The organism is Tenacibaculum sp. IMCC1 (assembly GCF_054906355.1).
The window spans coordinates 3,266,606-3,293,391 of sequence record NZ_CM142818.1; the positions used below are offsets into that span (position 1 = coordinate 3,266,606).

Here is a 26,786-nt window from a genome sequence, read left to right on the forward strand (position 1 = left end):
TTAGTTGTCTTTTTAATTATTAGTTAGAGTGATGTTTTAACTTGCTTTAATCTACTAAGAAGTTTATTATTCCTCTTTTTTAGCTTTTTTATCACCTCCTTTGTTATCTGGTTGATAAAAGTTGGGAGGAAAGCTATTAATTTGTCTCCATAACTCAAACCAAATAGGTACATTTTCTAATAAAGCAATAGTTTTTGCACCTGAACCTACTCTAATGGCTTTCGGCCAAGGTTCTTCTTTTTCATTAGGAACAATTAGAACACGGTATTTTCCATTGCTACTAATAAAGTTTTCAATAGCTACAATTTTAGCACCATAAGTTCCGTATGATACATTAGGCCAGCCACTAAAAACCATTGCGGGCCAACCATCAAACTCAACACGTACCTCTTCACCAATATGAATTAGAGGTAAATCTATAGGTTGTATATACATTTCAACAGCTAAATCGTAATTTGCAGGCATAATGTTTACTAATTTTTCACCTTCTTTAAAAGTTTCACCAATACCAGATTTTATAGCTTTATTAATGTAACCGTCTTGTGGAGCAGTAATAAATAATAAAGAGCTTCGCTTGTTGTAATTAGCTAAGCTAGTTTCAAGTTTTGAAACTTGAACATCAGCTTCATAAGCACCAGATTGTGCACTATACAAGCTGCTTTCTGTTTTAGATAATTTATCAGCATAAGAAGCTTGTGTACTACTAATAGCTAATTGTGCATTAATAATATTGTTTTTAGAAGTAAAGAATTTGTTTTCTTGAGAAATTAATTTAGCGGATAACTCTTGAAGTTTTGCTCTTTTTTCTTCAACATCCTTTACAGCTTTTAAACCTTCTTTTTCTAAGGTAACAGTTCTATCAAATTGAGTTTGAGCTATTTTTTGCTTAATTTTAATAGCTTCAAAATCAATACTATCACTTTTAGCTTTTAAGTAGGCTTGTTTTAATTTGTTTTTTGCTTGCTCTAGTTTTAATTTACGTTCTCTTTTAATAGCTATAATCTGATTTTGCAAGGCACTAATCTTATTGTTATATGCTTTAGCAGAAAGTGTTTTAGAGTTTAACTGTTTACCAGTTCTTTCGGCAAGCTTAGTATCAAAATAACCACTTTTTATCTCAGAAATTCTTAAAATAGTATCTCCTTTTTTAACAAAATCACCTTCTTGTACAAACCATTCTTCTATACGCCCAGGTATTTGAGATTGTAATGTTTGTGGTCTTTGGTTAGGTTTTAACGTAGTAACAAGCCCTTCGCTAGATACATTTTGTGTCCAGGGTAGAAATAAAATAATTATTAAAATTACAGAAAAAACTAATAAAAAGCTTTTAAATAACTTATGATACTCTTTGTTAAAAATTTCTTTTCCAGATTTGAATTTCGTAATATCTATTTGGTCCGAAACTGTATTTTTTGATATGTTTAACATGATTACTTACGATTTAAAGTTAGTAATACTGCCTTTTTCAAGGGTAATTTGTTTATTACATTTTTCTTTCCAATGTTCATTACGGCTAACGATAATTAAGCTCCATGGTTGAGAAACATTAGTAATAAAATCGATAATTTTCTTAGCTTCATTTTTTTCAAATTGGTCTAGAGGGTCTTCTAAAATAAGTAGTTTAGGTCTTTTAATAATAGCCCTTGAAAGGATGATTTTTTTTGCTACAGTATAGGCAATAAGTTTTCCTTCAGGTTTTAAATAAGTATCTAAACCTTTAGGTTGCTGCTTTAAAAATTCTGTTAATCCCACAACTTTAAAGATGCTATATATTTCTTCATCAGTTATTGAAGAGTCACCAAAAGTTATATTTTCTCTAATAGTTCCTTTAAAAGGAGTTTCTTCAGAAAGAGACAAGCCTAAGTTAGATCTGTAATTATTAATAAAAATGCCCTTTAAAGATAAATCATTTACAAATATATTACCAGAAGTAGGCTCTATTAAACCAGAGATAAGTTGAATTAAACTAGATTTTCCTGAGTTGCTACTTCCTTGAATTAAAATTCTATCTTGTGGATTAATTTCAAATGAAATTTTATTTATGACAGGTTTTTGTCTATTATTTACAATGTAGGAAACATCTTGAAGTTCAATTTTAAAAGGCTTATCTTTATTAATGTTACTGCCTTTTTGTGGCTCTATAGGTTTGTCAATAACTTCCCCAAGCTTTTCTATAGATGTAAGTACATCATAAAAAGATTCGAGTCCAAGTATTAGTTTCTCTACAGAGTTCATAATTAAAATTATAATAATTTCTGCAGCAACAAATTGACCAATATTCATTTGTTGAGTAAGAACCAAAAAACCACCTATAAGAAGTAACCCAGCAGTAATAATAACTTTAAAACTAATCATTTGAATATATTGCATAACAAGCACTTTAAAATGACTTTCTCTAGATTTTAAATAATTATCTACTAAAATATCGCTTTTTTCAAGGGCTAACCTTGTCTTTCCTGATAATTTGAAACTTATTATAGTTCTAGCTATTTCTTGTAACCAATGAGCAACTTTATACTTGTTTTTAGATTCTTTTAAACTAGTATCTAAACCTTTTTGTGCTGTGTATTTAAATACAACATAAATTAGTAACATAACTAAAAATCCAAAAACAATAAAAAATGGATGATAAAAAGATAATAGTAATAAAGCAAAAACAATTTGTAATATGGCTGATGGAGCATCAATCAATATTTTAGAAATACCTTTTTGAATGGTTAGCGTATCAAAAAAACGATTGGCAAGTTCAGGTGGATAGTAGTTTCTTAATTCTATCATTTTAATTTTAGGAAAACGATAACTAAGTTCTATGGATGCTCTTGTAAAAATTCTTTGTTGTATGGTTTCAATAATTCTAAATTGCATTAGTTTTAATATTCCACTAAAAACAACGCCAGAAGTAACTAAGATGACTAAAACAATCCAGGAAGCTGATACTTGTGCTGCTTGTAACAAGTTTATAATGGCTTGTACTCCCAAGGGTAATGATAGTGCAACAATTCCTTCAAAAATGGCATAATATGCTATTTGTAAGGTGTCTTTTTTTTCTAGATTTATTAATCCTAGAAATCGCTGCCATGGAGTTAGTTTATTTTTCTCTTTCATTAGAAGAAAGTACGTTTAAAGTTAGTTCAATAAAAAAGGAAGTGGTAGTTGTACTTTTATCACAATTAGTTAGTGATTTAAAATGAGATTTTACAAATTGCTGATGTAATATACCTTCAATTATAGTACTTGCAAGTGTTAATGGATGTTTATAATTATTGTTATAATTACTAATTATTTCAGCAAAACGTTTTACTACTTCTTTGTACAATTTAAAAAAACCTTCTTTATTTTCTGTATCTACTTCTTTAGTAGAGTATGATTTTGAGTTCTCGTTAATTACAATTAAGTTAAGTAATGCCTCATTAATATGTGAAAAATTATTGTCTTTCTCAGCTTTTCTAGCTAGAACTTCTATGGCTTTAATTAATTTCTCTTTTGGGTTACTAATACTGTAAGTTTCGATTACCAATAAATATTGAATCCACCCCCAATACCAAGAAGTTAAGTAAACTAAAAGTTTATGTTTACTTTCAAAGTAACGATAAATAGAACTTTCGTTAGAGCCTATTAGCTTTCCTAGTTTTTTAAAATTAAAATTCTCAAAACCAATTTCTTCAATAAGTATAATACTGTTCTCTATTATTCTTTTACCCAAATCAGAGGTTTCAGGGTCTTTGATGTATATTCCTGAAGGGATCTCTATTTTTAAATTTGATAGTAAATTTTTCATAAATAAAAATTAATAGCGCAAATATAATAGTAAAACTATTAAATAAGCGTTTGTAGATATTAATAAGATGTTAATTTTTTGGTTACAAAAACTTACAAAAGCTTATTTTTTACTACAATTAACTACATACCTTTAGGTTTTAGATGTCGAAAAATATATTCGTATAAACTTAAAATTTATGGAATATATGAATTCAAGAACTGATGTTTTAGGGCATCCAAGGGGACTTTTATACTTATTTTTTGCTGAATTATGGGAACGCTTTTCTTTTTATGGAATGCGAGCCTTATTGGTACTGTATATGACAAAACATTTGCTTTTTTCTGATGAAATGTCTTTTGGTGTGTATGCAGCATATATGTCGTTAGTGTATGTGACTCCTATGATAGGAGGAATGCTTGCTGACAAAATATTAGGTTTTAGAAAGGCAATTGTTTTAGGAGGTGTGTTAATGGCGTTAGGACATTTCTTTTTAACATTTGAGCATCCAATATTTTTTTATGGTTCGTTATCTTTAATTATTGTTGGAAATGGTTTTTTTAAACCCAATATATCTTCGTTTGTTGGTAAATTATATGAAGAAGGAGATAATAGGAGAGATGCAGGGTTTACTATTTTTTATATGGGTATTAATATTGGTGGAGCTGTAGCTCCATTATTGTGCGCATGGTTAGCTGAATTATATGGTTGGCACTATGGATTTGTTTTGGCAGGAATAGGAATGTTGTTAGGCTTGTTAGTTTTTAAAGGAGGACTTAAGAAAAATGTTTTTGAAGATAAAGGCTTAGTACCAAATCAAGAATTATTTGAAGAGAAACAATTTGGAGTAAAAAAAGGAAATTTAGTAACAATTGGAGCACTTTTGTCTGTTCCAGTATTTGCATTGATAGTTTATTATCATGAGTTTGAGCATTACTTAGTTTGGATTGTTTCGTTATTTCTGATATTGTTTTTAATTAAGATTTTACGAACTGTAACTTCAAAAGAACGTAAAAAACTTTCTGTAGCTATATTTTTTACCGTTTTGTATACATTGTTTGCAGCAATTTTTGAACAAGCAGGTAGTTCACTGACTTTATTTGCAGATAGAAATGTCAACTTAGTAGGAATAAATGCAGCTCAAACAAATAGTATTAATTCTACTTTTATAATTCTAATGGCAGTCCCATTTTCAATGCTTTGGGGGTATTTGCATAAAATACATAAGAATCCAAACTCTGTTATAAAATTTGGATTAGGATTATTGTTTTTAGGGGTAGGTTTTATAACTTTTAGCTTGTCAGGTTATCAAGTTGATGAATTAGCTAAAACTCCAATGATGTATTTGATTTTAGGGTACTTTATACTAACAACAGGAGAACTGTTTTTATCTCCTATTGGATTATCTAAAATGACAGAGTTATCTCCAGTAAAGTACATTGCTTTTATAATGGGCGTATGGTTTTCAGCAAACTTTTATGGTCATTTTTTTGCAGGTAAAATAGCCAATTTAACAACAGTTGTTAACGGTAGTTTAGGAGTATTTTCTAAGGGCTTTTTTGGAAAAGTAACTGAATTATTAACCGGTTTATCATCCACAACCGTTATGAGGCAACCTGAGGTTTTTCACCAATTGTACTCATATGTTTCTGTGTATGCCAACCTAGGAGTAATATCAGTAATAATAGGTTTATTAGTCATTGCTTTTTATAAGCCTGTAAAAAAATGGATGTTTGAAGTACATTAAAACTAAAAAAGCCTCAGAAATTACTCTGAGGCTTTCAAATATATGTTTAATCGGTTTTTATTTAAAAACAGATGTAATGTTTAAAGCAACTTCATCCCAAGTTTTAGAAACACCATCAGCACCTTTATGTAAGTCTTTACATGCAGTATTTAAAGACTCTAATGCTTTATTAGCTTGCCAGTCTGTAATTTTCATAGTTGCATTTAAACTAAACTTTTTTCCGTTTAATGTGTAGTTAAAAGGAAGTTTTTTACTAACACCATTCATGGTAATATTAGCATAACCAATAGAGTCATTTTCTAGAACTAATTTTCCAGAAAGTAATTCAGTTTTATCCATTACTCCAAAGAAAAACTTTTTAATTTTAAAGTCTCTACTAGTGTCTTTTGTGAAAATACTACTTACAGGAATAGAAAATTCAGCATTATTTATAGCGTCTTTAGCTGTGTTAGCTTCACCACCAGCGGTAATGTTTACTTTTTTAAATTCTCCATTCACTGGTATTTTCTCAGTAGTTTTGTAAGCTGTCCAGTTTATAACATTGTCAGCATCTTGTAATACGAATGCAGCCTTGTTTTCTACTTTAATTTCCTTATTTGTAGTTTTTGTTTCTTTTTTTGCTTCAGATTTACAAGATGTCATTTGAAAAGCTGTAAAACAAATAACTAAAGAATAAACGATTTTTTTCATGAGGTTTATTTTATAATTGAGTTTACTAGTTTAATGTATTCTTTTTTTGCTTCTGACTCACTCATACCTCTAAGCTGCATCCAAGCATTAAATTTAAAGGCATTTCGTAAGTCACTATTATCATTAAATGTAAACCTGTCTCCTTTTACAGCTTGTTTATAGTAAGCATATAAACGTAGCATAACATCAGGAGGAAGCTTTTCCTCTAGTTTAGATGCTTTTTGATAAGCTTCTTTAAACTTTAAATCTAAATCATCTTTCATAATTGAGGTTTGTGCCTATAGATAGTTTACATTATGTAATGAATGTACAAATATACGAAGGGAGCAAGGAAAAACAAGCTGTCTAGCCTATCTAATAAGCCTCCATGACCTGGCATAATTGTACCACTATCTTTCACGTTAGCTTGTCTTTTAAACTTAGATTCTACTAAATCCCCTAAAGAACCAAAAATAGCAACTATGATAGCAATGACTATCCAGTTTAAGATAGAAAAAATTCCAGAGTATTGACCAATAGCAAAACCTGCAATTATTGAAAATAATAAACCGCCTATAAACCCTTCAATTGTTTTTTTAGGAGATACTTTTTCAAATAATTTTCGTTTTCCAAAATTTTTACCCACTAAAAAGGCAAAACTATCATTAGTCCAAATAATAAATATTATATAAATAACTATGTTTGGATGATAAGAACCATTAATGAAAGGAAGGTTCATTAAGAAGTAAAATGGTAATACTAAATATATAACTTGTAAAAAAAGTTTTTTAGCTAAAGTATCTGTTTTAATTAGTTTGGAGCTAATAAGTAAATAAATCAAAGCAGTAGATCCAACTATAGTAATGCCAAATAAAAAATCAGTGTACTTAAAAGTTGTATTCTTAAAAGTTAAATAAACAACACTAGCTAAAAGTATATATGGAATTATATTTTTTGTTTGTATAATTTTAGAAAGTTCCCAAATACAAACAGTAGCAAACAAAGCAAGTAATCCTATGTATGTTTCTGCAGAAAAAAGAATAGCAGAAATAAATAGAATAGCATAAACAAGTGCGGAAAGACTTCTTACAAAAAGGTTAGACATATTTTAAAGGTCTTCAAAGAGCAGCAAATATAAATCTTTTGTGTTATTATTACCATAACTCAAAAAATTATCATCCTCAACTTCAAATTTATAATTCTTAACAGAACTGATATTTGTTGGAATATTACCGCTAAAATGTGTTTTAATACCTGTTAATCCTTCTCCAGTGTTTTTTACAAGCTGGCTCGTAGTTGCATAAACTATAAAATGTTTAGAAAGAGAAGCTATTTTATGACTGCCTAATTGATTGGATGAAAATAAAATTTCTCCTTTATCGGCAATTAAATGTTCACAAGAAGTAAAAAAAGGTACAGATTCTGAGGAATGGTTTTGTACAGAAATATCAATTTTTTCAGTAATCTTTAATAAATCAAAATCGGTACAAGTAATTTTGCGCCAATTGTTTTCTTGTAAGATGTTCTTTAAATTATTACTTACTTCGTTTATTGATGTACAGTATAAAAATTTTCCTCCTTTATTAATAAAATGATGAACAAAAGAATCATCTAAAGACAAATAAACTTCTTGTTCGTTGGCTTTTTTTTCTTTAGATGATTCTTGATATATTTTAAATATTTTTTTGAAAAAATTCATTAAAATAAAAACTATTCTTCTGTTGTAATTTGAGGTTTTTCTTCTTTTCCAAAAGGTCTGTCTCCAAATATTTTTACTAAATCGTCTTTAAATATAACTTCTTTTTCAAGTAATAAATCAGCTAATTCAGTTAATTTATCTCTGTTTTGATCTAGTATGTCAACAGCTCTTTTGTATTGATTCTCTATTATTTCAGAGATTTCTTCATCAATTTTTTGTGCAGTTGCTTCACTGTATGGTTTTACAAATGAATCATTACCTGAAGAATCATAGTAAGTAACGTTTCCTACTTTATCATTTAAGCCATAAACAGTAACCATAGCTCGAGCTTGTTTAGTAACCTTTTCTAAATCACTTAACGCTCCAGTTGAGATTTTATTAAAAATTAGTTTTTCAGCTGCTCTACCTCCCATAGTAGCACACATCTCATCAAGCATTTGTTCTGTTTGAACAATTTTTCTCTCTTCAGGAAGGTACCAAGCAGCTCCTAACGATTGACCACGAGGAACAATAGTTACTTTTACTAAAGGGGCAGCATGTTCTAACATCCAACTAACAGTTGCGTGACCAGCTTCATGAAAAGCAATTACTTTCTTTTCTTTAGGAGTAATAACCTTATTTTTCTTTTCTAATCCACCTACGATTCTATCAACAGCATCTAAAAAGTCTTGATGTTCAATAGCTTCTTTACCTTTTCTAGCAGCAATTAAAGCGGCTTCATTACACAAGTTAGCGATATCTGCACCTGAGAATCCAGGTGTTTGTTGTGCTAAAAATTCTAAATCGGCATTAGCAGCTAATTTCAAAGGTTTAATGTGAACCTCAAAAATTTCTCTACGTTCGTGTAAGTCTGGTAAGTCAACATAAATTTGACGATCAAAACGACCAGCACGCATCAAAGCTTTGTCTAATACATCAGCGCGGTTGGTAGCAGCTAATACAATTACATTAGTATCAGTACCAAAACCATCCATTTCAGTTAATAATTGGTTTAAGGTATTCTCACGTTCGTCATTACCACCAGTCATACTGTTCTTTCCTCTAGCACGTCCAATAGCATCAATTTCATCAATAAAAATGATAGAAGGAGATTTTTGTTGTGCTTGTTTAAATAAGTCACGTACACGTGAGGCACCAACACCAACAAACATTTCAACAAAATCTGAACCAGATAGAGAGAAAAAGGGTACACCAGCTTCACCTGCTACTGCTTTTGCTAATAAGGTTTTACCAGTTCCTGGAGGACCTACTAATAAAGCTCCTTTAGGAATTTTACCTCCTAATTTGGTGTATTTTTCAGGGCTCTTTAAGAAGTCTACAATTTCTTGAACTTCTTCTTTAGCACCTTCTAAGCCAGCCACATTTTTAAAGGTAGTTTTAACTTTAGTGTTTTCATCAAAAAGTTTAGCTTTAGATTTACCAATGTTAAAAATTTGTCCTCCAGCACCACCGCCTCCAGCAGCTCCAGACATTCTTCTCATAAAGAAAAGCCAAATAACAATCAATAAAATAAAAGGAAGGAAGCTAATAATGGTATCCATCATGCTAGTCCTTTCAACATTAACTTTATCGAAGTCAAGATTTTTATCCTCTTTTTCTTTGTTAATTTCATTTTCAAAATTTTGTAAATCACCAAAGTTGTAAGTGTAAAGAGGAGATCCTTTTCTGTAAAATGGAGAATCTGCTAGTTTTTTATGCTCTTCTTTTTTCTCAGCTTCAGGCTTTAAAAATATTTGAGCAACATTATTGTTTTCTACAACGATTTCTTTAATATCGTTTGCTTGAAGAATTTTAGTAAACTCGTTTTTTGTAATATTACGAGAACCTAAATTACCAGAATTAAAAAAGCTTAATCCTAGTAGGATAACTATTATTGGTATGTATAGCCAAAATGAATTAAAACTAAATTTTGGCGCATTTTTTTTATTATCACTCATAAAAAGGTGTATAAAATGTTAGCAATTATGCTGGGTTGATTTCTGTAATTTTTGCATCTCCCCAAAGGCTTTCAATATCGTAAAATTCACGAACTTGTTTTTGAAAGATGTGTACAACAACATTTACGTAATCCATAAGAACCCATTCAGAGTTTCCTTGCCCTTCAATGTGCCAAGGTTTATCTTTTAGTTCTTTACTTACTATTTTTTGTACAGAGCCGGAAATGGCATTAACTTGTGTGTTCGAATTAGCAGAACAAACTACAAAATAATCACAAACAGTGTTTTCTATCTCTCTTAGATCTAGTAATTGGATATCTTCTCCTTTTACATCATCAATCCCTTTAATAATCACAGCTAAAAGATCGTCTGTGTTTGTTTGTTTTATTGTCATTAAAAAAAATTAAGTTTTAGCAAAGTTATTATTTTTTTGCGAGTAATTTATGTAATATTGATACTTGTTTTACACGCTAAATTCATATGAAAATAATCAAACTTAATGCCATCGACTCTACCAACAGTTTTTTAAAGAATATGGTGTCAAAAGTGGTAGTTGATGATTTTACGGTGGTAGTTGCAAAAACACAAACTAAAGGTAGAGGTCAAATCAATTCTGAATGGGTTGTTGAAGAGGGGAAAAACCTTACTTTTAGTGTGTTTTCAAGGTTTGTAGGGTTAAATATTCGAGAGCACAAGTACTTAAATTTTAGTGTTTCATTAAGTGTTTTTCAAGCTTTAAAAGCATTAGGAATACCAAACTTGTCGGTAAAATGGCCAAACGACATTCTGTCAGGAAATAAAAAAATAGTGGGTATATTAATTGAAAATACTCTTAAAGGGAATGATTTAGTGTCTTCTGTAATTGGTATAGGGGTCAATGTAAATCAAGCATCATTTCCCGAAAATTTACCAAATGCGTCTTCTATAAAAATGATTCTAGGAAAAGAGTTTGATTTAGAAATGTTGCTAGAAAGCATTTTAATGAAGCTAAAAGATTATTTTAATCTCTTAGAAAAAAAAGAATATGACTTACTAGAAAAGGCTTACTTAAAAGTATTGTATAAAAAAAATGTTCCAACAATGTTTAAAAATAGTCAGAACACTTTATTTATGGGGAAAATTATTGGAGTTTCAAAAAGTGGAAACCTCCAAATAGAATTAGAAAACGAAACGATTCAAGAATTTGGTTTGAAAGAAGTTTCGTTTGCTACTTTATAACTTTTCTAAATTTTCAGTTAATGTACCTATAAACTTTGTTAAAGGAGCTTTAACCATCATAGCCATCATAGCATTAAATTCGCCATTAAACTTTAAAGTAACTTTACTTTCACTATCGTTAATTTCATTAATATCAGCAGCTAATGTAAAAGGTAGTTTACTGCTTGCAGCGCCTAAAGTAACATTAGAATATTCTGTTTTTTCTTTCATGATTAAGCGAATTTCTGGCATACCTTTTAAACCAAAAATAAAGCTGTCACCATCAACCTCAAATTTTTGAGTGTTTTCAGGCATTAGTTGTTCAAAGTTTTCTAATTTAGTTAGAAATTCAAATAAATCTTTAGATGATTTTTTTACAGTAACTGTATTTCCTTCTATATTCATTGTTGTGCTGTTATTTATTGTTTTGATTCCATTCACTAGGAGCAATTCTCCAATCTTCTAATGTTCGAAGTTCTTCACTAGTAATATATTTACTATCTAAGGCTTGTTCTAGTAAATGTTCATAATTACTCAAAGTAGTAAGTTCTACTTTATCATTTTTAAAATTCTCAGTGGCAATATTAAATCCGTAAGAAAAAATAGCTATCATTCCTTTTACATTGGTATGTGCTTCTTTAAGTGCTTTTACAGCATTTAAACTACTTTTTCCTGTACTAATTAAATCCTCAATCACTACAACGTTTTGACCACTTTCTATATGTCCTTCAATTTGATTTTGTCTACCATGTTTTTTGGGTTCTGGTCTAACGTACACAAAAGGTACTCCAAGTTCTTGAGCAACTAATATACCAATAGCAATAGCACCAGTAGCAACACCTGCAATAACATCAGGTTTACCGTGTTTTTCTTCTACCAGTTTAGCAATTTCTTGTTTTAAAAAGTTTCTAACAGGAGGGTATGATAGCGTGATTCTATTATCACAGTAAATGGGTGATTTCCAGCCAGAAGCCCATGTGAAAGGTTCTTGGGGACTTAATTTTATAGCCTTAATTTGCAAAAGAAGCTCGGCAGTTTTTTTTGCTGTATCTTTGTTAAAATCCATAGCGCAAATGTATAAAGTTTTTGTTAATGATAAACCAATAATCTTTACAACTTCATTTAAAAATGAAGAAGATTTTCCAGTTTATATTTACAAAAATACAATTATTCAAGAACTTATTTATAAGTTAAAAGTAGGTAAGTTAAACGGTTTTTATATCTATTCTAATAATTTAATTGAAGATTGGAAAGATTTTAAGGTTAAATTTAAAGTAATAATTGCTGCTGGAGGTTTGGTTTTAAACGGAAGTAAAAAAGTATTGTTTATTTACAGAGGAAATAAATGGGATTTACCCAAAGGACGTGTTGAGGAAGGAGAGAACTTAATGGAAGCAGCAATAAGAGAAGTGGAAGAAGAATGTGGTATTGAAAAACTAATTATTAATAAAGAACTCCTTATTACATACCATTTGTTTATACAACAAAATGAATATCGATTAAAAGAAACACACTGGTATTTAATGTTTTCTAATTATGAAGGAAGTTTAACCCCTCAATTAGAAGAAGGTATTACAAAAGCAGAGTTTAAAAATAAAAAAGAAACAATTGAAGCATTACAGAATACATTTGCTAATATAGTAATGGTCTATGAATCTTATCTAGATAACATCGATTAATGACACTCTGTCATAAAAAATGATTGGTTTTGTGTCTTTTTCTGTCAAAATACAAATAAAAAACCAATGGCATACACTTTGACTAATACTACTCGTAAAATTGAATTTAAAACTTAAAAAAAGATAAATAAAGATTATGAGTAAAATTATAGGTATAGATTTAGGTACTACGAACTCATGTGTGTCTGTGATGGAAGGTAATGAGCCTGTAGTAATTCCAAATGCAGAAGGAAAAAGAACAACCCCTTCTATAGTTGCATTTGTAGAAGGAGGTGAACGTAAAGTAGGAGATCCTGCAAAGCGTCAAGCAGTAACAAACCCAACTAAAACAGTTTATTCTATTAAACGTTTTATGGGGAATAAATATTCTGAGTCTCAAAGAGAAGCAGAAAGAGTTCCTTATGAGGTAGCAAAAGGTGATAACGATACACCAAGAGTTAAAATTGATGATCGTATGTATACACCTCAGGAAATTTCTGCAATGATATTACAGAAAATGAAGAAAACTGCTGAAGACTACTTAGGTCAAGGAGTTTCTGAAGCTGTAATTACTGTGCCAGCATATTTTAACGATGCTCAACGTCAGGCAACTAAAGAAGCAGGAGAGATTGCAGGACTAAAGGTTCGTCGTATTATTAACGAGCCTACAGCTGCAGCTTTAGCTTATGGATTAGATAAAGCAAATGATGATAAGAAAATTGTAGTATTTGACTTTGGTGGAGGTACACATGATGTTTCTATCTTAGAATTAGGAGATGGAGTATTTGAAGTATTAGCTACTGATGGAGATACGCACCTAGGAGGTGATGATGTAGATGAAAAAATCATTAACTGGTTAGCAGATGAGTTTAATGCTGAAGAAAATATGGATTTACGTAAAGATCCTATGGCATTACAACGTTTAAAAGAAGCTGCTGAAAAAGCGAAGATAGAATTATCAAGCACAACTTCTACAGAAATTAACTTACCATATATCACTGCTACAGCTAGTGGACCAAAGCACTTGGTAAGAACGTTAAGTAGAGCTAAGTTTGAGCAATTAATTGACGATTTAGTAAAAAGAACTATCGAGCCTTGTCAAACAGCGTTAAAAAATGCTGATTTATCAACTTCTGATATCGATGAGATTATCTTAGTAGGAGGTTCAACTCGTATTCCTGCAATTCAAGAAGCAGTTGAGAAGTTCTTCGGAAAAGCGCCAAGTAAAGGAGTAAATCCAGACGAAGTTGTATCGTTAGGAGCAGCAATTCAAGGAGGAGTGTTAACTGGTGATGTAAAAGACGTATTATTATTAGATGTAACACCATTATCATTAGGAATTGAAACAATGGGTAATGTATTTACAAAGTTAATCGATGCAAATACAACCATTCCAACTAAAAAGTCGCAAGTATTCTCTACAGCAGTAGATAACCAACCATCGGTAGATATTCACGTATTACAAGGTGAAAGAGCGATGGCAGCAGATAACAAAACAATTGGTCGTTTCCAATTAACAGATATTCCACCAGCACCAAGAGGAGTTCCTCAAATTGAAGTAACTTTTGATATTGATGCAAACGGAATCATCAACGTATCTGCAGCGGATAAAGCAACAGGTAAATCTCAAAACATCCGTATCGAAGCTTCTTCTGGATTAACAGATGAAGAAATTCAAAAGATGAAAGCAGATGCAGAAGCAAATGCAGATGCAGATGCAAAGGCTAAAGAAACTGCAGATAAAATTAACGGAGCAGATTCTATGATTTTCCAAACTGAAAAGCAATTAAAAGAGTTTGGTGATAAATTATCAGCAGATAAGAAAGAACCAATCGAGGCTGCTTTAGAAGAGTTAAAGAAAGCACACGAATCTAAAGACCTTGCTGCTATCGATGCTGCAATGGAAAAGATTAACGAAGCTTGGAAAGTTGCTTCTGAAGAGATGTATAAAGCACAACAAGATGCACAAGCAAATGGAGCTGGTGCGCAAGGAAGTGCAGATGCAGGAGCTTCAGCTGAAGGAGGAGATAATGTAGAAGATGTAGATTTTGAAGAAGTAAAATAAATTTGATTGTATTATCCTAAAAAGCATTACAAGTTTTATTAGGACTGTAGATGTAAAAAAGCTCGTCATTTGACGGGCTTTTTTGTTTTTAAATAGGTATTAGGTGTTTTAGAAAAAAAAAAAAGTGTTTTAGAAAAAGATAAAATCACTTCAGCAGTTTTTTCACTGTAAGAGGTGTCCTGTGTGTAATTTTACTTCCAATATAAGGGAGAAGTGCTTTATAACTATAAGGAAGCACAAAAAATAAATCAGAAAAATAAACACACATGAGAAAAAAAATTAACATGTATGCAAGTGCTATTCTTTTTGTACTTGTAAGTATCACAAGTTGTGATAAGGATGAAGAAATTATTCCAGCAGAGTTTTCTATTACTGATATAGAAAAGGATTTTGGAGCAGTAGAAGTAGAACAAACTATTAACTATTCGTTTAAAGTAACAAATGAGGGAGGTTCAGATTTAGAAATAGATGAATTTGTATTAAAAGGAACAAATGCTGCTGATTTTTCAACTAGTGCAGTACCAAAAGTAATTAAAAAGGAAGAATCGTATACTTTTGAAATTACCTTTGCTCCTTTAACAGAAGGAGAAAAAAAGGCTATCTTAGAAATTACGACTAATATTGGGAAAAAAGAAGTAAAAGTAACAGGAATTGCAAAACCAAAACCATTACCAGGTGTTGATTTAAGTGAAACGGCTTTGGTTTTTGGAAACGTAGAGATTAATCAAACAAAAGACGCTACGTTTACTATAACTAATAGTGGAGATGCAGACTTAGAAATTACAGGCTTTGAAATAAAAGGGACCAATGCTGCTAACTTTTCAACTTCAGCAACAACAGAAACTTTAGCTGCAGGAGAAACTAAAACCATTACGGTAGTATTTGAGCCAACCAATGTAGGAGAAAAAACAGCAAGTTTAGAGGTGACAACTAATGCAGGTGTTAAAGCCATTGCCTTAAGCGGTAAAGCTACAGCAACACCTATGTCAGTTATAGAGTTTAGTGAATCACCTATAAGTTTTGGGAATGTTGAAGTAGGTGAAGACTTATCTAAAAATATTATAGTTTCTAATACAGGAAATACAGATTTAGAGATTACTAATGTGAATATTATAGGAGGTAGTTCATCATCATCTTTTACAGTAATAGGAGGAACAAGTTCATTAATAAGAACTATTGCTCCAGGTGATACATATACTTTTGAAGTTAAGTTCACGCCAAGTTCACAAGGATTTGCTTCAGCATCTATTAGATTTTTTAATAACTCTAGTGAAAATGAAGTGTTTTTACCAATGAATGGAACAGGAACAGCGCCAGCACAACCTGCAATTGCTTTTAGTGAAACAGGATTGAACTTTGGTGATGTTACTGTAGGGAACTCTGGAAATGATTTAACTTTTGCTATTCAGAATAATGGTCAAGGAAATTTAGAGGTAAGTAATATTAGAATGAGCGGAGCCAATGCTAATAACTTTACTTTGGTAAATGTATCTGCACCACAAACGATTGCTCCTAATAGCTTTTATGAGGTAACAGCACGTTTTACACCACAATCTGAAGGACAAAAGCAAGCAATGATAGTTGTAGAAAGTAATGATCCTACAAAACCGAGTTATGCTATTATTATTAGTGGAAAGGGGTTGCAAGCTGCTACAGGTAATATTGTAAACATACCAGATGCCAACTTTAAGTCAGCATTGGTAGGGAATTCATCGATAAATACAAATGGAGATGGTGAAATTCAGGTTTCAGAAGCACAAGCTTACACAGGTGTCATTCGTGTAGATGGTCTTAGTATTTCAGATGTTACTGGTTTAGAGGTTTTTGAAAATATTTCACAATTTCATGCAATGAACAACTCTTTAACAAGTATAGATTTAAGCCAAAACACAGCAATAACACATTTGTCGTTAAAAAACAATAACTTAACTTCATTAGATCTTTCAGCTAATACAGCTTTACAAACAATATTAATTCAGCAAAATAGTATTAGTACAATAGATTTAACAAATCATTCTAGCTTAGTGAATTTTCAATGTGGAGGTAACAATATTTCTACGTTAGTGTTACCTACTATTGCAAACGGTTTAAGAACTTTATATTTAGAACAGAATCAAATTAGTACGTTAGATGTTTCTATGTATCCAGATTTAAGAACACTTGTTGCTTATAATAACAACTTATCAAGCATGGATATTTCTAATAATTCAAGAGTAATTTCATTGCATTTAAGAAATAATAATTTAACAAGTTTAAACGTAGCTAATGGTAACAATATAAACTTTATTTATATGGTTGCAGATAATAACTCTAATTTAACTTGTATTCAACATGATGCTGGTTTTGATCCTTTGAATCCACCAAATACACAAGCAAACCAATGGGTTAAGCCATCTGGAGCTTCTTGGAATACAGTCGCATGTCAATAAAAAACATTCCCTTTAAATAGTAATTCAAGAAAGAAAGTTACCTGTGTAAAAAGCAGGTAGCTTCTAATAGCATAAAAACAATAATAGAAATGAAAAAATATACAATATTAGTTTGTTTATTCTTAGCTAGTTTTTTGTTTCATCAAACAGCCAATGCTCAGTTTGGTAATATGTTAAAAAAAGCTAAGCAAAAAGTAACAAAAAAAATAGAAGAGAAAGCTTCTTCATCAATAGAAAAATCAACTACAAGTTCAGATACTAATTCAACGTCTAATACAAATGAGTATTCAGATGAAGAGTTTAAGAAAGAGTTAGCTAAAAAGTATCCCAACGATAAAGAAAAGCAAGATTTTTATTTTAAAAAGTATAAAGAATATCAACAAAAACAAGTAGCGGAAAAAGAAGCTTTATTAGCTAAAGAAAATAGTAAAGGAACAGTTGTGAGCGAAATTCCTTCACCTATAGAAAGTAGTGAAAATGATAAATTTAAAGACAATCAAATTTATGTATTAAACAGAACGAAATTTAAAAAAATGCCTGCTTATGATGGTGGTTTTTCTGATAAGATGGAACTGTCTGGTTACTACCATTTATCACAATACTTTGTTAGAAATCCTTCAAGTCATTTTGATAGCAATCCAGGTGATATTTACGAAGGCTTTTCTATTGAATATGATCCAACATCATATCAATTAAATGCATATTTTTCACCAAACCAAAAACGTTATGGTGTGGTTCCTGAAAAATATAGAAAATCTGCCGATAAAGGTAATATTCAGTTCCAATTTGGAATGGGAGGCGGACCAGAATGGACTAATGCTAATGTTCTTTTATTGGAACCAGGAGTATTATTAATTGGAGCAGAGGTATATCATAAAAACGATAACGTTGGTCATAAGTGGATGAATAATGCTCAACCAAAGCAGTTTGTAATAGCTGCAAAAAATCCAGAAAAAATTAAGAAGTATTATAAAAATCCTGAATTAACATCTCAAACAACTTTTGCTAAGTTTGATAACTTACGTAAAGATTGGTTAGGAGCAAAGTTAAATAGTGTAACAATGCCAGCAAAAGGGAGTTTTGATAAAAACTCAGCAATTAAAAATGCAGCTGTAAGTGGATTGAATAAATATTATGGTAAAATGAGTATGAAAAATATATATCAATACATGACATCTGATAAATGGTCAACTGTAAAACATAAGGTAACAGGGGTACCTTTATATCAATGGGCTGTAGGAGCTGTTGTACAGAAAAATTCAGATGGGCAATGTATGTTGCAACAGTTTATAGTAAGAAAAGATTATATAGGAGGAGGAAAATATGGGAGTCCTTTTTTTAATGGAATTAACAGAGGAAGTATTAGAGCTCCTTATGGAGGGTATGTAAAATGTGATGCTAAACCTAAAAACTAAAATATAGACTTTAAGTTAAGAATAGTTCTAAAAGGTGGTGTTTTGCGTATTATTGCATAACCACCTTTTTTTGTAATAAAATTAAATTTGTGAAAAAAACTTTTTATATACTAATCTTTATTTCTTTTCTCTTTGAAAATGTATTTTCACAGGAGCCTTTTTATACACAATTTACATCTGATGATGGATTAGTATCTTTAGCAAATTATAATATTATACAAGATAAAAATAACCTAGTTTGGGTTGGAGGGGAGCAAGGTTTGTTTTATTACAACGGTAAAAGATTTAGGCAAGTTAAAAATACTATTTCTACCACAAAAAGTATTTTTAACTTACAAATAGATAAGGAAGGACAAATTTGGTGTTCGACCATTTCAGGACATATTTATAAAGTAGTAAATAAAGAACTACAATTATTTAAAGATTTTTCAAATGAATTGAAAGGAGCATTTGCAAGCTTAATTGTTTTTAATGATGATGTGTTCTTTATATCACAAAGAAAAAGTTACCAAATAGATAAAAAAACTGCGTCGATAAAAAAAGACCTAAATGCCAATATTTCTAAAATAGCAAAAACAAAAAATGGTTTTTTTTACTACAATTTAAAAGAAACTAATACTATAACTCAAGTTTATGAAGAAAGTGGGCAAGCAGTTTTTAAAAAAATAAATTTTGATATAGAAAAAAACTTTTTAAATGAAGGAAAGCTTCAAATGTTTGAATGGTTTGATGATGTTGTTGTTAAAGTAGAAAAGGAGAACTCAAAGATATTTTCAGTTAATATACATACGAGAAAAATAACTACCACAAAACTTCCTGAAGCTCTTAAAAAAGCACAAGTTTATAATACCAAAAAGTTTAAAGAAAACTGGTTGTTAACATCAAAAGGTATTTATATAACTTTAAACAAAAACAAAGTAAATAATACTAAACAAATTTTTAAAGATTATCATATAACTGATGTTCTAAAAGATAATGAGAATAATTATTGGCTTGCAACACTGCAAAATGGAATTTTCGTTGTGCCAAGTTTAGAAATAACGAAGAAAAGTTTTGTGGAAATAAAAGAAGATATTATCTCAATAGAAACCATTGGTAATAATAGATTATTATTAGGAACTCAAAATGGTAACTTAATAGATTACAATACAGAAGATAATTATTATAAAATTATCAGTTTATCTAATCAACGACCTGTTAATAGAATAAAATATAATAAAAACCTACAAAAAGCATATATAAGCACAAACGGAACCAGTAGCTATACATATGATATAAAAAAGTTGAAAATTACTAATGTAGGAAATCAGTTTACCACAGCTAAAGGTTTTACGAAAATAAATAAAGATTCATTGGTGTATCTATCATATAGACGTGCTATTATTTATACTCAACTTTCTAGAAATAAAGACTATATAGTTTTAGAAAACAAAAGACCTATTAGTACTCATTACGATTCAAAAAACAAACTTATTTACGTTACTTATATTGATGGAACAGTAGCCTATAACAATAAATTACAAACTATTCCAGTACATCATCAAAATAAACCTATTATTTTTTCTGAATACACTCAAACTACTAACGGTAAAATATGGGCAACTACAAGAGATAAAATTTTAGCTTTAGAGGGAGGAAAAGTAACTGATAGCATAACCTGTTTAAACGGATTGTTAAAATCTCAAATAAAAGGAATTTTAGGGAAGGACAATTTTCTATGGATTGTTACTGAAAAAGGAATACAGCGATACGATACAGATAAAAAAGTAATAAATACAATAAACTTAACTGATAAAAGTGCTATAAAATTTAAAACTCCAGTAATACAAAATAATTATTTATGGATACCTGGTAACAATTTTTTATGTAGAATAAACACATCTGTTCCAGAGTTAATAGAACCAAAATTAGCTCCGTTAGCCTACATAAGTAATGTTAAAATTGGAGGAATAGAACAAGAAATAAAAACAAAATACAAACTGCCTTACAAAACTAACGACATTACATTTAACTTTAATGCTAATGGATTTAAATCTAGTAGTAAAAATGTTTTTCAATATAAACTTTTAGGTTTTAATACAGAATGGCAAACATCTGAGTTAAACGATGATGTAGTAAGATATATTGGAATTCCATCAGGAAGATATAAGTTTTTACTTAGAACTAAAAGTTTAGATGGAAGTATAGGAAAAGAAAGTAAAGGAGTTAAAATAATTGTACAAAAGCCTTTTTGGGAAAGTTGGTGGTTTATTGTGACAATATTTATAATATCTGTTTTAGGAATAATAATATATTACCGAATTAAATTAAAATGGAAAGAAGAGGAAGGAGAACGAGAACTAGAAAGGGTAATTTTAGATAGTAGAATAAGTAAGTTAAGGCTAGAAAACTTACGCTCACAAATGAACCCTCATTTTATTTTTAATTCCTTAGGAGCTATTCAAGATTATGTAATGAAGAATGAGAAATATTTAGCAAGTGATTACTTAGTTAAATTTTCTCGTTTAATAAGAATGTATTTAAATCATAGTAGAGTAAATGTAATACTACTCAAAGAAGAACTTAGTTCACTCGAGATTTATATATCATTAGAGCAATTACGATTTGAAAATAAATTTAAGGTTCACTTCTTAGTAGATAAAAACATAAATAAAGATCAAATTGAAGTTCCGCCGTTGTTTATACAACCTTTTGTAGAAAATGCTATAAAACACGGACTTGTTCATAAGAAAGACCAAGGGAATTTATGGATAACAATAGAAGAAAATATTAACAAGGTTTTAATTATAACGATAAAAGATGATGGTGTTGGACGAAAAAAATCTTCAGAAATTAATAAGAAAAGAAAAGGGCATAAGTCTTTTGCTGTAAACGCTACCCAAGAGCGAGTTTCGTTGTATAAGAAAGAAAAGTTATTTGATATTTCAGTAGATTTTACGGATAAAGTAGATGAAAACAATAATGCTACAGGAACGATAGTAACACTAAAAATAAAAAGAATTTAATAATGAAAGCTTTAATAATTGATGATGAGGCAAAAGCACGTAGTGTAATGAAAACGATGCTTACAGAGTTTTTTCCTGAAATAAAAAATGTTATTACAGCAGATAACTTAGTAGATGGAGTAAAGTCAATTAAAGAAAACAATCCAGACATTGTTTTTTTAGATATTGAAATGCCTGAGTACTCAGGTTTAGAAATATTAGATTTTATTTCAGAGCCTATAGAGTTTCAATTAATTTTTACAACAGCATATCAACAATACGCATTAGAAGCACTAAAATTATCTGCAATAGATTATTTGGTTAAACCAATTGACAGAGAAGAGTTACGAGTAGCTATAAATAAAGCAAAAGTTAATATTAACCAAAAAAAGGTAACAGCACAATTTTCAGAGTTAAAAAAAGCCATTCAATCATTATCATCACATAAAATAGCTTTAGAAGTACCAGGAGAAATTATTTTTGTTTCGCATGAAGATATTTTATACTTAGAAGCAGATGGAATGTATACAAAAGTACATTTAGCAAATAGAGAAAGAGAATTAATTTGTAAACCACTAGCATACTTTGAAAATCAACTTCAGGGAAACAACTTATTTTTTAGATGTCATAGATCTTACTTAATAAACCTTCATTATTTAGAAAAATTTGTTAAAAAAGACGGAGATTTTTTATTAATGCAAAATCAAACAACAATTCCTATTTCAAAAACAAAAAAGCAAGAATTTCTAAAAATTATAAAAGAAGTATTTTAGATTTGTAAAATGCAATTTTACCAAAAAGAAATTCAATTACCAGCATTTAATAGAGGCTATCACTTAATTACAGATGTTTTGTTAGAAGCACTTCCAGAGCTTGAAAATATTCAAATAGGACAGTTACAGGTATTTATAAAGCATACTTCTGCTAGTTTAACTATTAATGAAAATGCAGATCCTACCGTTCGAATAGATTTCGAATCGCATATCAATAAAATGGTTCCTGAAAATATGCCATACTATAAACACGATTATGAAGGTGCCGATGATATGCCAGCACATATTAAAAGTTCTATGTTAGGATGTCAGGTACAAATTCCAATTACCAATGGAAATCTCAACTTAGGAACTTGGCAAGGAATATACTTAGGTGAGCACAGAAATTATGGAGGTAAAAGAAAAATAGTACTAACCGCTTTTGGAAATTAAATGAAGTATCATAAATTCAATTTTTACAGAAGTACGTACTGTGAGTTTGAAATGCAAAATGTCAATTTCTTTGATGATATGAAGGCACATTTTCAAAGTAAATCAGGTAGTTATTACTATTACACAGCGGAGGGTGTTTTTCGTTATTCAAATCACTGGGGTAGAGTTGCCAATTGTCGTTGGAAGATTCAGGGAATAGAAAACTATAAAAATCAAAATTATTATGTAGGGTACGCAAATTGGTCTGATTTTTATCCATTAAATAGTACAGATAAAGTATTCTATTTAGAAGTAGATTATACAGTGCATAAAGTGAATATTAAAAGAGTTCAAAATAATTCAGAAGAGGCTCATTTTTTAATGACTTCAGGGTTTGCACATCAGCGTTTAAAACAAATTCAAACTCTGTTTAAAGAATACAAGTGGGCACGTTATTATGAAGAGGATATTGAAACTTTAAGAAGAAAAATAATTGACAAACTCATCACAACAAACAAAATCTTACAGCAAGTTAAATTAGAGTTATAAATCTTTATAATCTCTATTAACGCCAAGACTAAATCCAAAACGGGTGTCACTCTCTCTACCAAGTCTGTGAATAGCTACTTTACCTAATGGAATTTTACCAAACTCATTATTAGTAATTTCTTCATTATTTAAAAAAAGCTTTCCTTTAAACTGCTTTTGGGTGTTATACTCACTTCTATCTTTTTTATTTTGATAAACATTTATGGATAAAATATTATCTCTATCAGTATAACCGCAAAAAATACCATGTGTATCCCAAATAATATAATTATTACTTTTTTTTAATTCTCTACTAGGTTTGCCTAAAACATCAATTAAAGTATTATAATTAGTAGGAAATGTAAGAGGTTTATTATTAACATGTATAATGTTAGTATCACATATAATAGTTAAACTCGTTACTTTTTTCTTTTTAAAAAAATTAAACATGACAGTTATTGATTTGATTAACGGGGGCGAGCGTAAAACTAAAAAATAAATTTTAACTAACTCCTTTCTCTTTTAGTTAAATTTGCTAATTAGATTTAAAATCCTAATAAACAATGAACATACCTCAAACAAGTTTTCCTCGAATAATAATTATAGGAGGTGGGTTTGCAGGATTGGCAGTAACAAGAGCTCTAGAAAACCAAGATTTACAAGTAGTATTAATAGATAAACACAATTACCATACTTTTCAACCTTTACTATATCAAGTAGCCACAGGAGGATTGGAGCCTGACAGTATAGCGTTCCCTTTGAGAAAAAGATTTAATGATGTAGAAAACTTTTTCTTCAGATTAGCAAAAGTAACCCAAATACATGCCGAGAAAAACTATATAGAAACTACGATAGGAAATTTAGAGTATGATGAGTTGATTATAGCCACAGGTTCAACAACAAACTTTTTTGGAAATACTAATATTCAAAAGTATGCTATGGAAATGAAATCGGTTCCACAAGCATTAAATATTCGTAGTTTGGTTTTAGAGAATTTTGAAGAAGCATTATTGGTAACCGATTTAGAAAAGCGAAGAGCATTAATGAATTTTGTTATTGTAGGAGGTGGACCAACAGGAGTAGAGTTGGCAGGAGCTTTGGCAGAAATGAAAAAAGGAATTTTACCTAAAGACTACCCAGACTTAGATATTCGGCAGATGAAAATTAATCTCATTCAAAGCTCAGGAGAGCTATTAAAAGGAATGAGTAATGGAGCTTCTAAAAAAGCGGAAGATTTTTTAATAAAACTAGGAGTAGATGTGTGGAAAAATCTTCGTGTACTTGATTATGATGGAGAAACTGTTACTACAAACGGAGAAGATCATTTTAAAGCACAAACGGTTATTTGGGCAGCAGGAGTAAAAGGAGCTGCTGTTAATGGTTTAAATGAAGAATGTGTAGTTGAAAGAGCTAATCGATTTAAAGTAGATGAATACAACAAAGTAATAGGCTACGATAATATTTATGCTATTGGAGATGTAGCATGTATGGAAACTAAAACTTATAAAAGAGGGCATCCAATGATGGCGCAACCAGCGATTCAACAAGGACGATTATTGGGTAAAAATATCTTAGCCAAAATAAAAAGCAAAAAACAAAAACCATTTGTGTACAACAGCAAAGGATCTATGGCAACCATTGGAAGAAATAAAGCGGTAGTAGATTTATCTCATTGGAAATTTCAAGGAGTTTTTGCATGGTTTATATGGATGTTTGTACATCTATTTTCACTCATCGGATTTAGAAATAAAGCGGTAGTGTTTATGAATTGGGTATATAACTACATACGTTTTGATAGAGAAACAAGGTTAATTATTCGCCCTTATAAAAAGAAAAATAAGTATAGCTTTAAAGAACAAGAAAATGGCAATCACTAGAAATATTAAGTGCCCTAACTGTGGAGTTTTCAATAAAAATAGAGATTACTGTAAAAACTGTAATACATTAATTTCTTTTGAAAAAAAACAAGAAGAAAAAGTTACAGCTTATAAGCAAGAAGAACTCAAAAAAGCGAAGCATGAAATAGAAAATCCTAATTTAGCAGAACGGTTAAAAAAACATTCGTTTTGGCTGTACCGTATTGTTGGTTGGGTTTTATATTCAGCATATTTATTGGTGAGTGCTATTGGAGCTTTAATAGCATGGTTTATAGCAATGGTAGCAGCAGGGTAGGGTAGCGTGAAACAAAAGATACTTACATATTATTTTGCTATTTCAATACTAATAGGGAGTCTAATTTATATAGCACAAAAGTTAATTATAAAACTACCTACATTAGTTAATAATTATGTAAACGACTTTTTAATAATTCCTATAATATTAACTATATGCCTTTATATTTTAAGATGGAGTAAGAATAATAAACATTATCAAATACCATTAGGGGTAATGGTTTATATATGTGCATTATATTCATTTTTTTTTGAGTTTATAATACCGAAATATATGGAAAGATATACAGCGGACATATTTGATGTTATTTTATATTTTATTGGAGGTTTTGTATTTTTAATTTTGCAAGAAAAGGAAATTAATTCTTGATAAGTAGGTGTTTCTAAATAAGAAGTAGTTATGAGCTCAACTAAAAAAATACCCAATAAAACAGTAATCCGTATAAGTAATGCTATTGATTTTATTGAAAGAAATTTGGATAAAAAACTTGTTTTAGAAGAAATAGCAGAAAAGGCATACTTCTCTCCATATCATTTTCATAGGCTTTTTAAAGCCGTAACCAAAGAAACGGTTAATGATTTTATAACGAGAAAGAGAGTAGAAAAGTCAGCTTCTTTTTTACTAAATAAAAAAAATAAAACAGTTACAGAAGTATCCGAAATAGTAGGTTTTGTAACCTTGTCATCATTTTCAAGAGCTTTTAAAAAGTTTTACGGAATGAGTCCTGCTGAATTTAAAAAAGAAAGTCCATCTAAATATAGCAAGATTTGTAAAACAGAAAGCAAGAATGGAAAAATAGAAACACAGTTTGAGCAATACATTTGTAATATAAATACAAACTTAAAATGGATGCAAATGAAAGCTAAAACCGAAGTAAAAAAAATGCCAACCTTAAAAGTAGCCTATTTAACACATCAAGGAAAAATGGATGCAGTAGAAAATGCTTACCATAAGCTAATGGAGTGGGCTTATCCTAAAGGGTTAATGCAGCAGGAAAATTTAAGAATGTTAACGGTATATCACGACAGTCCTAAAATTACTGATGAAGACAAAATAAGAATGAGTGTTTGTTTAACTTTAAATTCAGAGGTAAAAACTGAAGGAGAAGTAAGTGTAAAAGAAATACCTGAATTAAAATGTATTGTATCTCGTTTAGAAATTACTCCGTCAGAATTTCAACAAGCATGGGAAAGTAGCTTTGTGTGGATGAGTGAACATGGTTTCAAAAAAGCTGACCAAGATCCATATGAAATTTTTTATAACAACCCTAATGAACACCCCGAAGGAAAATGTATTGTAGATATTTGTATACCTGTTGACTAAAATATTGTAAAACATAAAAGGC

General features: G+C 30.0%; 25 protein-coding genes. 13 read left to right on the forward strand and 12 right to left on the reverse strand.

The genetic code is table 11. From position 1 onward, the window contains the following. Positions 1-66: 66 nt before the first annotated feature. The 3 genes from ACXIHB_RS15190 to ACXIHB_RS15200 are packed head-to-tail and all read right to left on the reverse strand — an operon-like array spanning position 67 to position 3,778. Positions 67-1,428, reverse strand: coding sequence for an HlyD family secretion protein (locus tag ACXIHB_RS15190; RefSeq protein ID WP_047789332.1), 1,362 nt, complete (start codon positions 1,426-1,428; stop codon positions 67-69). Between the two features lie 6 nt (positions 1,429-1,434). Further along, positions 1,435-3,105: a peptidase domain-containing ABC transporter gene (locus tag ACXIHB_RS15195; protein ID WP_073181333.1), complete on the reverse strand. Its 1,671-nt coding sequence runs from the start codon at positions 3,103-3,105 to the stop codon at positions 1,435-1,437. Continuing rightward, complete coding sequence (locus ACXIHB_RS15200) at positions 3,089-3,778, reverse strand: TetR/AcrR family transcriptional regulator (protein ID WP_462098577.1); 690 nt, start codon at positions 3,776-3,778, stop codon at positions 3,089-3,091. The genes ACXIHB_RS15195 and ACXIHB_RS15200 overlap by 17 nt, the downstream gene beginning before the upstream one ends. 178 nt (positions 3,779-3,956) lie before the next feature. Between ACXIHB_RS15200 and ACXIHB_RS15205 the strand changes: the two genes are divergently transcribed. Continuing rightward, entirely contained in the window at positions 3,957-5,504 is a 1,548-nt protein-coding gene (locus ACXIHB_RS15205; RefSeq protein ID WP_462098578.1) for a peptide MFS transporter, read from the forward strand. A gap of 57 nt (positions 5,505-5,561) precedes the next feature. On the opposite strand, the gene ACXIHB_RS15210 is transcribed toward ACXIHB_RS15205, so the two are convergent. From ACXIHB_RS15210 to rsfS, 6 genes are read right to left on the reverse strand one after another with little or no spacing between them, the layout of a single operon-like run. After that, positions 5,562-6,194, reverse strand: a complete 633-nt coding sequence (locus ACXIHB_RS15210) for a YceI family protein (protein ID WP_047789328.1) — start codon at positions 6,192-6,194, stop codon at positions 5,562-5,564. A gap of 5 nt (positions 6,195-6,199) precedes the next feature. After that, a complete protein-coding gene (locus ACXIHB_RS15215) occupies positions 6,200-6,457 on the reverse strand; it encodes an acyl-CoA-binding protein (protein ID WP_047789327.1) in 258 nt (85 codons plus the stop codon). A 26-nt stretch (positions 6,458-6,483) separates the two neighbouring features. Then, positions 6,484-7,278, reverse strand: a complete 795-nt coding sequence (locus ACXIHB_RS15220) for a phosphatidate cytidylyltransferase (RefSeq protein WP_047789326.1) — start codon at positions 7,276-7,278, stop codon at positions 6,484-6,486. A gap of 3 nt (positions 7,279-7,281) precedes the next feature. Continuing rightward, on the reverse strand, positions 7,282-7,872 hold the full coding sequence (locus ACXIHB_RS15225; RefSeq protein ID WP_047789325.1) for a hypothetical protein: 591 nt from the start codon (positions 7,870-7,872) through the stop codon (positions 7,282-7,284). A gap of 11 nt (positions 7,873-7,883) precedes the next feature. Further along, on the reverse strand, positions 7,884-9,809 hold the full coding sequence (gene ftsH, locus ACXIHB_RS15230; RefSeq protein WP_047789324.1) for an ATP-dependent zinc metalloprotease FtsH: 1,926 nt from the start codon (positions 9,807-9,809) through the stop codon (positions 7,884-7,886). A 25-nt stretch (positions 9,810-9,834) separates the two neighbouring features. Beyond that, positions 9,835-10,203 (reverse strand): ribosome silencing factor, encoded by a 369-nt coding sequence (gene rsfS / locus ACXIHB_RS15235; RefSeq protein WP_047789323.1) that lies wholly within the window; start codon positions 10,201-10,203, stop codon positions 9,835-9,837. Positions 10,204-10,289: 86 nt separating this feature from the next. Between rsfS and ACXIHB_RS15240 the strand changes: the two genes are divergently transcribed. Continuing rightward, positions 10,290-11,027: a biotin--[acetyl-CoA-carboxylase] ligase gene (locus tag ACXIHB_RS15240; RefSeq protein ID WP_239178937.1), complete on the forward strand. Its 738-nt coding sequence runs from the start codon at positions 10,290-10,292 to the stop codon at positions 11,025-11,027. Here ACXIHB_RS15240 and ACXIHB_RS15245 read toward each other — a convergent pair. Next, positions 11,022-11,411 carry an orotate phosphoribosyltransferase gene (locus tag ACXIHB_RS15245; protein ID WP_047789390.1) on the reverse strand — a complete coding sequence of 130 codons (390 nt, stop codon included), beginning with the start codon at positions 11,409-11,411 and terminating at the stop codon, positions 11,022-11,024. The two genes, ACXIHB_RS15240 and ACXIHB_RS15245, sit on opposite strands and share 6 nt — an antisense overlap. A gap of 10 nt (positions 11,412-11,421) precedes the next feature. Beyond that, positions 11,422-12,072 carry an orotate phosphoribosyltransferase gene (pyrE, locus tag ACXIHB_RS15250; RefSeq protein ID WP_047789321.1) on the reverse strand — a complete coding sequence of 217 codons (651 nt, stop codon included), beginning with the start codon at positions 12,070-12,072 and terminating at the stop codon, positions 11,422-11,424. Positions 12,073-12,079: 7 nt separating this feature from the next. Here pyrE and ACXIHB_RS15255 point away from each other — a divergent pair, with 7 nt between their 5' ends. The 8 genes from ACXIHB_RS15255 (at position 12,080) to ACXIHB_RS15290 (ending at position 23,290) form a co-directional block, all read left to right on the forward strand. Then, on the forward strand, positions 12,080-12,685 hold the full coding sequence (locus ACXIHB_RS15255; RefSeq protein WP_159492505.1) for an NUDIX hydrolase: 606 nt from the start codon (positions 12,080-12,082) through the stop codon (positions 12,683-12,685). 136 nt (positions 12,686-12,821) lie between these two features. Next, positions 12,822-14,729: a molecular chaperone DnaK gene (gene dnaK / locus ACXIHB_RS15260; RefSeq protein WP_047789320.1), complete on the forward strand. Its 1,908-nt coding sequence runs from the start codon at positions 12,822-12,824 to the stop codon at positions 14,727-14,729. Between the two features lie 266 nt (positions 14,730-14,995). Further along, positions 14,996-17,158, forward strand: a complete 2,163-nt coding sequence (locus tag ACXIHB_RS15265) for a choice-of-anchor D domain-containing protein (RefSeq protein ID WP_462098579.1) — start codon at positions 14,996-14,998, stop codon at positions 17,156-17,158. Between the two features lie 89 nt (positions 17,159-17,247). Further along, positions 17,248-18,573, forward strand: coding sequence for a hypothetical protein (locus ACXIHB_RS15270; RefSeq protein WP_047789318.1), 1,326 nt, complete (start codon positions 17,248-17,250; stop codon positions 18,571-18,573). Positions 18,574-18,662: 89 nt separating this feature from the next. Beyond that, the gene (locus ACXIHB_RS15275) at positions 18,663-21,578 is read left to right on the forward strand and encodes a sensor histidine kinase (RefSeq protein ID WP_281980307.1); all 2,916 of its coding nucleotides are present in this window, start codon (positions 18,663-18,665) and stop codon (positions 21,576-21,578) included. A 2-nt stretch (positions 21,579-21,580) separates the two neighbouring features. After that, positions 21,581-22,330 (forward strand): LytR/AlgR family response regulator transcription factor, encoded by a 750-nt coding sequence (locus ACXIHB_RS15280; RefSeq protein WP_047789316.1) that lies wholly within the window; start codon positions 21,581-21,583, stop codon positions 22,328-22,330. A 9-nt stretch (positions 22,331-22,339) separates the two neighbouring features. Beyond that, positions 22,340-22,762 (forward strand): secondary thiamine-phosphate synthase enzyme YjbQ, encoded by a 423-nt coding sequence (locus ACXIHB_RS15285; RefSeq protein WP_047789315.1) that lies wholly within the window; start codon positions 22,340-22,342, stop codon positions 22,760-22,762. Beyond that, positions 22,763-23,290, forward strand: a complete 528-nt coding sequence (locus tag ACXIHB_RS15290) for a hypothetical protein (protein WP_462098580.1) — start codon at positions 22,763-22,765, stop codon at positions 23,288-23,290. On the opposite strand, the gene ACXIHB_RS15295 is transcribed toward ACXIHB_RS15290, so the two are convergent. Then, on the reverse strand, positions 23,285-23,719 hold the full coding sequence (locus ACXIHB_RS15295) for a DUF7738 domain-containing protein (protein WP_047789313.1): 435 nt from the start codon (positions 23,717-23,719) through the stop codon (positions 23,285-23,287). The genes ACXIHB_RS15290 and ACXIHB_RS15295 overlap by 6 nt on opposite strands. A gap of 113 nt (positions 23,720-23,832) precedes the next feature. On the opposite strand from ACXIHB_RS15295, the gene ACXIHB_RS15300 reads away from it, so the two are divergent. The 3 genes from ACXIHB_RS15300 (at position 23,833) to ACXIHB_RS15310 (ending at position 26,764) form a co-directional block, all read left to right on the forward strand. Continuing rightward, a complete protein-coding gene (locus ACXIHB_RS15300; RefSeq protein ID WP_462098581.1) occupies positions 23,833-25,146 on the forward strand; it encodes an NAD(P)/FAD-dependent oxidoreductase in 1,314 nt (437 codons plus the stop codon). Then, positions 25,133-25,441, forward strand: coding sequence for a hypothetical protein (locus tag ACXIHB_RS15305; protein WP_047789311.1), 309 nt, complete (start codon positions 25,133-25,135; stop codon positions 25,439-25,441). Before ACXIHB_RS15300 ends, ACXIHB_RS15305 begins: the two co-directional genes overlap by 14 nt. 399 nt (positions 25,442-25,840) lie before the next feature. Further along, a complete protein-coding gene (locus ACXIHB_RS15310; RefSeq protein ID WP_167713491.1) occupies positions 25,841-26,764 on the forward strand; it encodes an AraC family transcriptional regulator in 924 nt (307 codons plus the stop codon). The last annotated feature ends 22 nt before the right edge of the window (positions 26,765-26,786 follow it).